Genomic DNA, 12,173 nt, shown 5'->3' on the forward strand with positions numbered 1-12,173 from the left:
GCTTGGGTTAACCAGGAAAATTCATTTTGCATTAACCATAAATGTTCCCTCTTCGTTCGCGCAACCGACCGAATCGGCTACAAGGATGGGATGAACGAGATTCTTTTCATGATCGGCGACATGCCGGTCACCGCCGGCGTGGCATTGATGGGCTTCAGTGCTCTAGCGCTGGGTTTGCTGCTCACCATCGCCATCATCATCGCTCGCTCCGGTAGCCGCGGCGCCGCCATGGCCATGGCCCAGGCGATCCGCGCCGACGAACTGGAAGAACGCCTCAGCGAAGTGCTGAAGGCGCAGAACGAGGCCACCGGCCGCGTCGACGCCATGGGCCAGGCCTTGGCGGGCCGTCAGGCCGACATGGCACGCGCGGTCTCCGAGCGGCTGGACTCGGTGACCCATCGCGTCGGCCAGTCGATGGAACAGACCACACGCAACACTATGGAAAGCCTGAGCGCGCTGCATGAGCGGCTGGGCATCATCGACAACGCCCACAAGAACCTCACTGACCTCACCTCGCAGGTGACGACGCTCCGCGACGTGCTCGCCAACAAGCAGTCGCGCGGCGCCTTCGGTCAGGCGCGGATGGAAAGCATCGTCAAGGACGGCATGCCGAGCGGCGCCTATGCGTTCCAGCACACGCTGTCGTCGGGTAAGCGGCCGGATTGCGTGATCTTCCTGCCGGACCAGCGCCCGCTGTGCATCGACGCAAAATTCCCGCTGGAAGCCGTCACGGCGCTGCATGACGCACGCAGCGACGACGAGAAGAAATACGCGGCGCAGCGCTTGCGCGCCGACGTGATGAAGCATGTTACCGACATCGCCGAGAAGTATCTGGTTGCCGGCGAGACGCAGGATACGGCGCTGATGTTCGTGCCGTCGGAATCCGTCTATGCGGAAATCCATGACGGCTTCGACGACATCATCCAGAAGGCCTATCGCGCCCGCGTCGTGCTGGTTTCCCCCTCGCTGCTGATGCTGGCTATCCAGGTGATGCAGCAAATCCTGAAGGACGCGCGGATGCGCGACGCCGCCGACCAGATCCGCACCGAGGTACTGAATCTGGGCGACGACCTCACCCGGTTGCGCGATCGCGTGATGAAGCTGCAGACGCATTTCGGGCAGGCCAATGAGGACGTCCGCCAGATCCTGATCTCCGCCGACAAGATCGAGAAGCGCGCCGGCCGCATCGAGGAACTGGATTTCAGCAAGAGCGAGCCGGCGGCCGAGGTAGCCCCGGTCATCGCGAAGACCGCCGCCCCCGACATGTTCGCGCCACTGCCGCGCAAGATTCAGGCAGGGGAATAGCTCCAGAACTCCAACTGTCATCGCCCGGCCGAGCGCGCAATTGCGCGCTTGGACCGGGCGATCCAGTATCCGGCGGCGGTTGTAGTTTGCTATGAAGTATCAACGTTAAGGGCAGTGTATACTGGATCGCCCGTCAAGCCGGGCGATAACAACTGAGAAAGTGGTGCCGAGAGGCAACTGAGTTATTGCGCCCTCACCGGCAGATGATCGGATACAGATCGTCCCAGTTCGGATTATCCTTCTCGATCAGCGCAATCTTCCATTCCCGCTTCCACTTCTTGAGCCGCTTCTCACGAAGCATCGCGTATTCGATATTGTCGAAGTGTTCGAAGTAAACGAGGCGATCCACACCATATTGCTTCGTGAATCCCTCTGCGGCTTTCGTTTTGTGTTCGTATACGCGGCGAATGAGATCGTTCGTCACGCCGATATAAAGCGTTCCGCCGATGTCGCTTGCCAGAATGTAGACGTAAAAGTTGTAGGCACGCATCGTCAGGACTCGCCACTGCCGTTGCACCAAACTCACTTGTCGTCACCCGGCTTGACCGGTTGACCCAGTATACACCGACCTTACGTTCGTACGACGCTGCCAAACACAACCAACGCCGGATACTGGATCGCCCGGTCCTAGCGCGCAATTGCGCGCCAGGCCGGGCGATGACAACCGAGGGGAAGGATACGAAGCCACAGGCCGCTTTCCCCCGAATCTGCTAACCTTTCCCCATGACCAGCGCGCCTGACTCGTCCGAAGCCGCCCTCGCCTTGAAGCCCCGTGCCACCTGGCGCGAGAGCATGGCGGTGTATCTGCAGCCGCGGGTGCTGATCGTGCTGCTGCTTGGCCTGTCGTCGGGTCTGCCGCTTGCATTGTCCGGCTCGACGCTGCTGGTGTGGATGCGCGAATCCGGCGTCGATCTCGGTACCATCGGGTTGTTCGCCCTCGTCGGCACGCCCTACACGCTGAAGTTCCTTTGGGCGCCGCTGGTCGACGCGCTGCATGTGCCCTTCTTCACGCGACAGTTCGGCCGCCGCCGCGGCTGGCTGGTATTTTCACAACTGCTGCTGATCGGCGCGATCCTGCTGCTGGCGCTCACCGACCCCGCCCGCTCGCCACTGTTCGTCGCCCTTGGTGCGCTGCTGGTCGCTGCGATGTCATCGACGCAGGACATTGTCGTCGATGCGTTTCGTGTGGAGAGCCTGCCGGAGAGCGAACAGGCGGCCGGCATGGCGTCCTATGTGGCGGCCTATCGCATCGGCATGCTGATCTCCACCGCCGGCGTGCTGTTTCTGGTCAGCGCCTTCGAGAGCATCGGCATCGCGCGCTCCACCGCATGGATGTGGGGCTATGTGGCGATGGCGGCGATGGTGCTGATCGGCACGGTCACAGCGCTTGCGGCCACCGAGCCCGAGCAATCCGCGCAGGCCGAAGCCGCCACGCGCGGCGACAGCGCCTTCACGCGCGTGCTGCAGGCTGCAATCGGCGCGTTCTCCGAGTTTCTGGCCCGCAAGGACGCCTGGGCCGCGCTGGCCTTTGTCGTGCTGTTCAAATTCACCGACGCCTTTTCCGGCACCATGACAGCGCCGTTCGTGATCGATCTCGGCTTCACCCGCAACGACTACGCCGCCATCGTCAAAGGCGTCGGCCTTGCCGCCACGCTGATCGGCGGCTTCGCTGGCGGCTTCGTGGCGCGGCGCTATTCGCTGGCGGCGAGCCTGTGGATCGGCGCTGTGTTGCAGGCGCTGTCCAACCTGGCATTCTCGTGGCTCGCCATCGTCGGCGTCAATCAATGGGCGCTGGCACTGGCCATCTCGGTCGAGAATTTCACCAGCGCCATCGGCACGGTGATCTTCGTCGCCTATCTCTCCGCGCTCTGCAAGAATCCGCTGCACACGGCCACGCAATATGCGCTACTCACAGCGCTCGCTGCGGTGGGGCGGACCTATCTGTCGGCAGGCGCAGGTTACGTTGCGCAAGCGACGGGATGGCCGATGTTCTTCGTCATCAGCGTGGTCGTCGCGGTGCCGAGCCTGATCCTCCTGATCTGGCTGCAGCGCCGCGCGCATTTCGAGATGCTGGGGCCGGTACGGGTTTAACCGAAGCGAACTCAGTTCGGCTTCGTCACCACGCTCCATTTCGTCACCAGCGCTTCACTCATCTGCCCGGCCTGCTCGGCGCAGGTGACTTCAGCAACCTTGAGCGCAACTTCCTTGCCGACAAGCTTCTTCAGCTGCGTGGCCTGCACGTCATTGGCAACGACGATCTCGAACGTCTCGGGACCGGTCTCAAGATTGCACAGCCCTGCAGGCGCCGGCAGCCGACGCGGCTCGCTGACCACTTGATACACATTGGTGCGCTTGCCCTTGGCATCGCGGCTGCGCATGGCGTTGAGCTGCCCGGTCAGCACATCGCCGATCTTCATGGTCTTCGGTGCCACCGGTGCGGCTGGCGGAGCCGGCGTTTCGGTCGCGCCTCTGGCAGCCGTAGCAAACAGGCCGGCCGCACAAATCGCAGCGGCCCAGGTCGGCAAAGCCTTCAAGTCATATCGTGTCATCAATGCTCTTCCAGTCTTAAAACAGCGTCCGCTGTCGCATTGCTGCCGACAGCGTGCCTTCGTCGAGATAATCGAGTTCACCACCAACCGGCACGCCATGTGCCAGCCGCGTCACCTTCACATTGGCCTCCTGCAGGAGGTCGGTGATGTAATGTGCCGTGGTCTGCCCATCAACCGTCGCATTCAGCGCCAGGATGATTTCGCTCACCTCTGAATCATGCGCACGTGACACCAGCGCGTCGATGGTCAGATCCTGCGGGCCGACGCCGTCGAGCGGCGACAGCGTTGCACCCAATACATGATATTTGCCCGTCGTCGCATGGGCGCGTTCGAGCGCCCACAAGTCCGCGACATCGGCGACCACCACGATGGTCGAGGGATCGCGGCGCGGGTCCGTGCAGATCGTGCAGGGATTCTGCGTATCGATATTGCTGCAGACCTTGCAGACCTGAATCCGGTCGATCGCCACCTGCAAGGCACCGGCCAGCGGCGTCATCAGTGCCTCGCGCTTCTTGATCAGATGCAGCGCAGCACGCCGGGCCGAGCGCGGGCCAAGACCAGGCAACCGCGCCAGCAGTTGAATCAGGCGCTCGATTTCCGGACCGGCCGTGGATGCCATCTCAGGTAAGGCCCATCCCCGGCGGCAGACCGAGGCCGCCGGTCAGCGCCTGCATCTTCTCTTGCATCGCAGCTTCCGCCTTGCGGCGCGCATCACCGAGCGCTGTGACCAGCAGATCCTCAAGGATCTCGACTTCGTCGGCTTTAACCAGCGAGGGATCGATCTTCACGGCCTTCACTTCGGTCTTCGCGGTCATCCGCACGGACACGAGGCCACCGCCGGAGATACCTTCGACCTCGACATGGTCGAGCTCGTCCTGCATCGCCTTCATCTTCGATTGCAGCTGCGCTGCCTGTTTCATCATGCCGAGAAAATCAGCCATGAGTTTTCCTTCGCAGTTCGATTAATCGTCGTCGTTGAGACCGTCGGTCGCGTCATCGCTGATCAGGTCGCTATCGCTGCCGTTGAAGTCCGGCGGCTCAGGGGCGATGACACGAACCTCGACCTTCGCACGCGGAAACCGTGCCAGCACTTCCTTGACCCGCGGATCGGCTTCCGCCGCACGCTGGCGCTCATTCTTCTGCTCGAGCTGCTGATCGCGCAGCGTCGGCTGTCCCTGCTCGTTGGACACGATCACGGCCCAACGCCGGCCGGTCCACTGTTCGAGCTTCCGTGACAGGTCGTTGATCAGCGTGCGCGACGCCGTGCGCTCCATCGCCAGCTCAAGCCGCCCGTCTTCGATCTTGATCAGGCGCACATCGGCTTCGAGCGCCCCGCGCACCATCAGGTCGCGTTTCTCGCCGGCCAGTGCGACGAGTTCAGGGAAGGTGGAAATCTTCAGCACCGCTGCGGGCGGTGCATCTGCCATGCCGACTTGCGGCCGCGGCGATGGTTCCGCGCCGCCGCGCTGCATGGTCGGACCACGCGACGCACTCGCTGACATCGTCGGCATGGCGGACGGCATCTGCGCTGACGGCAAAGATGCCGACGGAGGGGACGATGGCGCGGCACGGCCTCCACCATTCGTTGGGATCATCGGCGACGTCCCGCCATTCTGGTCGAGCATCCGGATCGCTTCATCCGGCGTCGGCAGATCGGCAACGTAAGCGATGCGCACCAGCACCATCTCTGCGGCGGCGGCGGGACGCGTCGCGCCCTGCACCTCGGTGATGCCCTTGAGCAGCATCTGCCACATCCGCGACAGCACCCGCATCGACAGCTTCGAGGCAAAATCGCGTGCGCGCAGACGTTCGGTCTCTCCAAACGCGACATTGTCGGCGGTTGCCGGCACGATCTTCACGCGGGTGACGAAATTGACGAATTCGGCAAGATCGCTCAGCACCACAATCGGATCAGCGCCGACGTCGTATTGTTCGCGAAATTCCTTAAATGCACTGGCGATGTCACCGCGCGCCAGCGAATCGAACAAGTCGATCACGCGGGTGCGGTCAGCAAGGCCGAGCATCTGCCGCACAGCATCGGCGCGGACCGTGCCCGCGGCATGCGCAATCGCCTGATCGAACAGCGACAGCGAATCGCGCACCGAGCCTTCGGCGGCGCGGGCGATGATGCCCAGCGCTTCCGGCTCGACCTCGACATTCTCTTTGCCCGCGATGTTCGACAGATGCGACATCAGCACGTCGGCATCGACGCGGCGCAGGTCGAAGCGCTGACAGCGCGACAGCACCGTCACCGGCACCTTGCGGATTTCGGTGGTGGCGAACACGAACTTGGCGTGTTCCGGCGGCTCTTCCAGCGTCTTCAGGAACGCGTTGAAGGCGGCGGTCGACAGCATGTGGACTTCGTCGATGATGTAGACCTTGTAGCGCGCGCTGGACGGCGCATAGCGCACGCTGTCATTGATCTGGCGGACATCGTCGACGCCGGTGTGGCTCGCGGCGTCCATTTCGAGAATGTCGATATGCCGGCTTTCCATGATCGCCTGGCAATGGATGCCGGGCGTCGGCATGTGGATGGTCGGGCCTTTGACCGAGCCATCGGCCATTTCGTAATTCAGCGCACGCGCGAGAATGCGCGCCGTCGTTGTCTTGCCGACACCGCGGACACCGGTAAGGATCCAGGCCTGCGGAATGCGGCCGGTCTCGAACGCGTTGGAAACGGTGCGGACCAGCGCTTCCTGGCCGATCAGATCGTCGAAACTGCCGGGGCGGTATTTACGCGCGAGCACGCGATAGGGCGTGGCGGCAGCAGGCGCCGGGGCAACGCCCGAAGGACTGCCCATATCGAAACCGCTCTGGTGATCATCAGGAGGGGACGTGCCAGCGTCGGTCATCGAGGAATCCGCAATGTGTTGTCTCGTAAAGCCGGCTTGCGGAACATCTGGCGCATCATAGGCGGAACGGGACACAGGTTCCGGCCTTCGATGCTGCCTCACTCATCGAACAAGGCGCCCACCGAGCAAACGACCCATGTGCAGGACGCTGAATTTGCTCGATAAAACAAGTAGGAGACTGACGAGCGACCCGATCCGGATCTCGTTAGGGCTGCTTCCTTCCGGACCTGACCCGATTGGCGAGTGGCTCGTCCACCGCCAATCTCCCGGTGCTTATTTGGGGCCAAAATGGTCGGAAAGCAAGCGCGGCGCGTGTCGCAAGTCCGCCGCAAGTTTTGCGCAGGAAAGTCGCAAGAAAACGTGGTCCAGACGCGCAAAACCGGCCATGACGGGAGTTGTCTGCGCAGCCGCTTCCTGCGACGCTGTGCGCCTTAATCGAGAGTCAGAATGGCCGCTCCCTCCTCCTGGTCGCTGCACGAGCAGCTGCAACAAGACACCATCGACATCGGCGACCTCCCCCTCAGCCGCGTGCTGGTGGTGAAGGACGCGCACTACCCCTGGCTGATGCTGGTGCCGCGCCGCGCCGACACGACCGAGATCATCGATCTCGACGAGGTCGCGCAGGGCCAGTTGATGACCGAGATCAACCGTGTCGGCCGCGCGCTCAAAGAAATCACCAAATGCGACAAGCTCAATGTCGCGGCGCTCGGCAACATGGTGCCGCAGTTGCACGTCCACATCATCGCGCGACGCAAGACCGATGCCGCCTGGCCGCGGCCGATCTGGGGCGTGATGCCACCACTCGCCCATGACGCGGCAGAAGTGCAGCGCTTCATCTCAGAACTCCGCCGCAAGATCTGGCTCGGTTGACCATCATGACAAGCACCATGTTTCCGCTCGGCCATCCGGCCTTCGTCTCCAACACGCTCGATCGCGCCGCCCACCTGCGCTTCAGCGACGAGAAACTGTTCGCGCTGGAGGGCAAAAGCTCCTCGCGCGCTTATGTGATCTACCGCGACTCGCTGGTCATGAAGAAGGATGGCGATGCCCAGCGCGCGCTGCTGACCATCGACGAGGCGCTGAAATTCGGCGCCAATCCTGGCACTGTCTTTCTGGGCCTGCGTGACGGCGATGCGGTGTTCGGCATGGGCATCGGCGCACCCGCAGTGGAAAAGCTGCTGACCCGCGACGATGTCGTCGTCAGCGAACTCCGCGGCATGGCCATGCAGGGTATGGTGCCGCCGGAGCAGCTTTCGGCGGTTGCACAGGCCAAGTCGCTCGTCTCCTGGCATCAGCGCCATGGGTTTTGCGCCAATTGCGGCACCAAGTCGTCGATGGCCGAAGGCGGCTGGAAGCGCGTTTGCCCGAGCTGCAAGACCGAGCATTTCCCGCGTACCGATCCCGTCGTCATCATGCTGGTGGAGAAGGGCGACAAGTGCCTGCTCGGCCGCCAGAAGCAGTTCGCTCCGGGCATGTATTCGTGCCTTGCCGGTTTCGTCGAAGCGGCCGAGACCATCGAGGACGCGGTGAAGCGCGAGATCTTCGAGGAAGCCGGCATTCGCTGCACCGACGTCACCTATTACATGACGCAGCCCTGGCCCTACCCGTCATCCCTGATGATCGGCTGTTCGGCGCGCGCCATCAGCGACGAGATTACCGTCGACAAGATGGAACTTGAGGACGCCCGGTGGTTTGACCGTGACGAGGCGATGCTGATGTGGAAACGCGAACACCCGGACGGGCTCGCGGGGCCGCACCCGTTCGCCATCGCGCATCATCTGCTCGGTCGCTGGCTGCATCCCGACCAAGCCTGACCACGGGGAATCCTTCATGAGTGCCACGCCTGTCCACGTATTGTGTATCGGCCTGCCGGTTCGCGACCTGACCTTTGCCGTCGAAGCCGTCCCGGGGCGTGGCCAGAAATTCCCCTCCCAACGTTTCGCCCAGATCATCGGCGGCAATGCGCTCAACGCCGCCATCGGCGTCAGCCGGCTGGGTGGCCGGGCGTCGATGACCGGGCCGATGGGCGACAAGAACGAGACCGCCGACCAGTTTCTGTTCGACGACCTCGCCAAGGAAGGCATCGACTCCGCGCATCTGGTGCATATGCCGGGCCTGGTGACACCGATCTCGGCCGTCATGATCGACCCGTCGGGCGAGCGCACCATCGTCACCTTCCGCGATCCCGAACTCTGGAAGGTAAAACTGCCCGACCACGACCTGCTGCTGCAGGACTGCAGTGCCATTCTGGTCGAGAGCCGCTGCGCCGGCTTTGCCACCGAGCTATGCATCGAGGCACGCCATCGCGGCATTCCCGTCGTCGTCGACATCGACAGCACGCTGTCGCAGCGCGAGGGCCTGCTGACCGCCTCCTCGCACCTGATCTTTTCGGACGATGCGCTGCAATCGACCGCCGGCATCACCGACAATCTCAAGGCACTGCAGAAGATGGCGACGCTGACCTCGTCTTTCCTCGCCGTCACCCGCGGCCCGCGCGGTACCCTGTGGCTCGACGAGCACGGACATCCCAAGGAAACCCCGGCCTTCCCCGTTCACACCGTGGACACCCTCGGCGCCGGCGACATTTTCCATGGCGCCTTCGCGCTGGAATTCGCGGGCGGCAAGTCGGTACCGGAGGCGCTGCGCTTCGCCTCCGCCGCCGCGGCCCTGAAATGCACCCGCTATGGCGGTGCTTTCGCCTGCCCGCAACGTGCTGAAGTCGAACAGCTTTTGAGGGAATCCAGGGTCGGCGCCCTTAGCTGAGGCGGGACAGGGCTTGCTTTGGAAGAATGTTCTATATATGAGGTTACTCGACCCCATAATTAGAACAAAGTTCTTCCCATGACCGATGTCGCCGACCAGCCCCTTGAATCCACCCGCCGCCTCGATGCGATCGATCGCAAGATCCTGACCGTCCTGCAGGAAGACGCCTCGCTGTCGGTGGCCGAGATCGGCGACCGCGTCGGGCTTTCGTCGACACCGTGCTGGAAGCGCATCCAGCGCCTCGAGGCGGATGGCGTGATCCTCCGCCGGGTGGCACTGGTCGATCAAAACAAGATCGGCCTGGGTATCTCGGTGTTTGTCTCGGTGGAGAGCGGCGACCATTCCGACGCCTGGCTGAAGAAATTCGCCGATGCCGTCAGCGCCATGCCCGAAGTCATGGAATTCTACCGGATGGCCGGCGACGTCGACTACATGCTGCGCGTGGTCGTGGCCGACATGCAGAGCTACGACATCTTCTACAAGAAGCTGATCAGTGCCGTGGCCCTGAAGAACGTCACCTCCCGCTTCGCCATGGAGAAGATCAAGTCGGTCACGGCACTGCCGGTGCCACCGATGCCGGCTGCTTGAGAAATACCGCGCTGTCGTCGCCCTGTCGGACCGGGCGACGACGCCGAAACAGATCAATCATATACTTCGATTGAATCAACAATAATGATCAATTAGATTTATTGATCAAACGGCATGAGGATGTGGCCAAACCGGAGTTTGGCCCATGACCGTTCTTGCCCAAGATGCGAACCGCACCAGCCCGCTTGCTGCTCGCAACCTCCCGCTTCTTCCCGGATTGGCGCTCACCGGCGCCATCGCCGGCACTGCACTCGCCTTGCGTGAAATCCCCTATGTCGGCCTCGCCAGTCCGATGATCCTGGCCATCGGCATCGGTATCGCGATCCAGAACACATCCGGCACGCCGGCTGCGGCCAAAGCCGGCATCACCTTCTCCATGCGCAGCATCCTGCGCTTCGCCATCATCCTGCTCGGCCTGCAACTCACCGCGGCGGAATTGCTGGAGGTTGGCGGCATCGGCTTTGCGGTGATCGCGGCGACGCTCCTTGCAACCTTCATCTTCACCACATGGCTTGGCCGCGCGATGGGTATCGACCGCAGACTGGTCGAACTGATCGCCGCCGGCACATCGATTTGCGGCGCGTCCGCCGTGATCGCAACCAACACCGTGACCCGCGCGCCCGATGAGGATGTCGCCTACGCGGTCGCCTGCGTCACCATCTTTGGCTCGATCGCCATGTTCGTCTATCCGCTACTCGGTAGCGTGCTGCAGCTCGACCCACATCATTTCGGGCTTTGGGCTGGCGCATCGATCCACGAGATCGCGCAGGTGGTCGCGGCCACCTTCCAGCAGAGCCGTGAGGCCGGCGAATTCGGCACCGTCGCGAAACTCGCGCGCGTGATGATGCTGGCACCGGTGGTGATCGCACTTGGCCTGCTGGCGACACGGCGCGCACGTGCCATGGGCGCGGAATCCGGCAGCGCCAAGGTGCCGATGCCCTGGTTCGCCTTCGGCTTCGTGGCGATGGTGATCCTGAATAGCCTCGTTGACGTGCCGCATGCAGCTATGAGCGTGATCATTCCGATCACGACCTTCCTGCTGACCATGGCGCTCGCCGCCATGGGGCTGGAAACCAATATCCAGAAGCTGCGCGCCAAGGGCCTGCGCCCGCTGCTGCTCGGCGCCGCAGCCTTCCTCTTCATTGCCAGCTTCAGCCTCATGCTGGTGAAGCTGACTACCTGACGGAGATGCCATGACGCTCGAACAGCTCCGGATCTTCGTCGCCGTCGCCGAACACGAGCACATGACGCGGGCTGCCGAGAGTCTGCATCTCACGCAATCCGCCACCAGCGCCGCCATTGCGGCGCTGGAAACGCGCTATGCGACGCAGCTGTTTCACCGTGTCGGCCGCCGCATCGAACTCACCGAGATTGGCCGCGCCTTTCTGATCGAAGCCCGGGCCGTGCTGGCACGCGCTGCCGCCGCGACGACCGTCCTCACCGATATGGCTGGCATGACGCGCGGCTCCCTTGCGCTGGCCGCGAGCCAGACCGTCGGCAACTACTTTCTGCCGCCTGTCATGGCGCACTATCGCCAGCGCTTCCCCGGCATCGACCTCAGCCTCCGCATCGGAAATACCGAACAGGTGGCCGATTGGGTGCGCGACGGCGAAGTCGATCTCGGCATCGTCGAAGGCGCGGTTGACGATCCGGCGCTCGCGACCCAGCCCGTGGGCGACGACGAACTTGTGCTGGTGGTCGGTCAATCGCATCCATGGGCGCGACAACGCACCATCGCGCCAGCTCAGTTCGCCGAGACGCAATGGGTGCTGCGTGAAGTCGGCTCCGGCACGCGCGCCATTGCGCAATCGGTACTGGACCAATCAGGAATCGCGCCCGATGACATCCGTATCGCCATGGAGCTGCCGTCGAACGAAGCCGTCTGCGCGGCCGTCGTGGCCGGCGCTGGTGCGAGCATCATCTCACGCCTGGTTGCCGCCGCCTTGATCGGCAGCGGCGATCTCATCGCCCTCGAAGCCTCGCTGCCAACACGGCGCTTCATCCAGCTGCGCCACAAGGAGCGCTATGTGACGCAAGCGGCAAGGGAGATGTCGGAGATGATTGCGGCGGATCAGGCAGCCAGAACGTAACTCGCACGATTTTCCACCAACTGTCG

Annotated in this window: 13 protein-coding genes and 1 other RNA gene; 8 read left to right on the plus strand and 6 right to left on the minus strand. The window is 63.1% G+C overall.

What is annotated here, in order from left to right:
* Window positions 1-90 precede the first annotated feature (90 nt).
* A complete protein-coding gene (locus AB7951_RS24890; protein WP_120288250.1) occupies window positions 91-1,305 on the plus strand; it encodes a DNA recombination protein RmuC in 1,215 nt (404 codons plus the stop codon).
* 193 nt (window positions 1,306-1,498) lie between these two features.
* Here the strand turns inward: AB7951_RS24890 and AB7951_RS24895 are convergent, their stop codons facing one another.
* A complete protein-coding gene (locus tag AB7951_RS24895; protein ID WP_120288249.1) occupies window positions 1,499-1,795 on the minus strand; it encodes a GIY-YIG nuclease family protein in 297 nt (98 codons plus the stop codon).
* Window positions 1,796-2,028: 233 nt separating this feature from the next.
* Between AB7951_RS24895 and AB7951_RS24900 the strand changes: the two genes are divergently transcribed.
* A complete protein-coding gene (locus tag AB7951_RS24900) occupies window positions 2,029-3,396 on the plus strand; it encodes an AmpG family muropeptide MFS transporter (protein WP_309947917.1) in 1,368 nt (455 codons plus the stop codon).
* Window positions 3,397-3,407: 11 nt separating this feature from the next.
* On the opposite strand, the gene AB7951_RS24905 is transcribed toward AB7951_RS24900, so the two are convergent.
* The 5 genes from AB7951_RS24905 to ffs form a co-directional block, all read right to left on the minus strand.
* Complete coding sequence (locus AB7951_RS24905) at window positions 3,408-3,854, minus strand: hypothetical protein (protein WP_231078271.1); 447 nt, start codon at window positions 3,852-3,854, stop codon at window positions 3,408-3,410.
* A 16-nt stretch (window positions 3,855-3,870) separates the two neighbouring features.
* Complete coding sequence (gene recR / locus AB7951_RS24910; protein WP_089262818.1) at window positions 3,871-4,473, minus strand: recombination mediator RecR; 603 nt, start codon at window positions 4,471-4,473, stop codon at window positions 3,871-3,873.
* Window position 4,474: 1 nt separating this feature from the next.
* Complete coding sequence (locus AB7951_RS24915; protein ID WP_089262819.1) at window positions 4,475-4,795, minus strand: YbaB/EbfC family nucleoid-associated protein; 321 nt, start codon at window positions 4,793-4,795, stop codon at window positions 4,475-4,477.
* A 21-nt stretch (window positions 4,796-4,816) separates the two neighbouring features.
* Window positions 4,817-6,706: a DNA polymerase III subunit gamma/tau gene (locus AB7951_RS24920; RefSeq protein ID WP_120288247.1), complete on the minus strand. Its 1,890-nt coding sequence runs from the start codon at window positions 6,704-6,706 to the stop codon at window positions 4,817-4,819.
* 170 nt (window positions 6,707-6,876) lie between these two features.
* Window positions 6,877-6,973: signal recognition particle sRNA small type (ffs, locus tag AB7951_RS24925), an RNA gene on the minus strand.
* A gap of 180 nt (window positions 6,974-7,153) precedes the next feature.
* On the opposite strand from ffs, the gene AB7951_RS24930 reads away from it, so the two are divergent.
* The 6 genes from AB7951_RS24930 to AB7951_RS24955 all read left to right on the plus strand — a co-directional run bounded on the left by AB7951_RS24930 (window position 7,154) and on the right by AB7951_RS24955 (window position 12,147).
* Window positions 7,154-7,576 carry an HIT domain-containing protein gene (locus AB7951_RS24930; protein WP_068732762.1) on the plus strand — a complete coding sequence of 141 codons (423 nt, stop codon included), beginning with the start codon at window positions 7,154-7,156 and terminating at the stop codon, window positions 7,574-7,576.
* Between the two features lie 5 nt (window positions 7,577-7,581).
* Window positions 7,582-8,520, plus strand: coding sequence for an NAD(+) diphosphatase (nudC, locus tag AB7951_RS24935; protein WP_120289086.1), 939 nt, complete (start codon window positions 7,582-7,584; stop codon window positions 8,518-8,520).
* A 16-nt stretch (window positions 8,521-8,536) separates the two neighbouring features.
* Window positions 8,537-9,469: a sugar kinase gene (locus tag AB7951_RS24940; RefSeq protein ID WP_120288246.1), complete on the plus strand. Its 933-nt coding sequence runs from the start codon at window positions 8,537-8,539 to the stop codon at window positions 9,467-9,469.
* Window positions 9,470-9,547: 78 nt separating this feature from the next.
* On the plus strand, window positions 9,548-10,057 hold the full coding sequence (locus AB7951_RS24945) for an Lrp/AsnC family transcriptional regulator (RefSeq protein WP_089262825.1): 510 nt from the start codon (window positions 9,548-9,550) through the stop codon (window positions 10,055-10,057).
* Window positions 10,058-10,202: 145 nt separating this feature from the next.
* Window positions 10,203-11,240, plus strand: a complete 1,038-nt coding sequence (locus AB7951_RS24950; RefSeq protein WP_120288245.1) for a YeiH family protein — start codon at window positions 10,203-10,205, stop codon at window positions 11,238-11,240.
* Window positions 11,241-11,250: 10 nt separating this feature from the next.
* Complete coding sequence (locus AB7951_RS24955; RefSeq protein ID WP_120288244.1) at window positions 11,251-12,147, plus strand: LysR family transcriptional regulator; 897 nt, start codon at window positions 11,251-11,253, stop codon at window positions 12,145-12,147.
* The last annotated feature ends 26 nt before the right edge of the window (window positions 12,148-12,173 follow it).

The sequence above is a fragment of the Tardiphaga sp. 285_C5_N1_2 genome, from assembly GCF_052076065.1.
In the GTDB taxonomy this organism is placed as follows: domain Bacteria; phylum Pseudomonadota; class Alphaproteobacteria; order Rhizobiales; family Xanthobacteraceae; genus Tardiphaga; species Tardiphaga robiniae.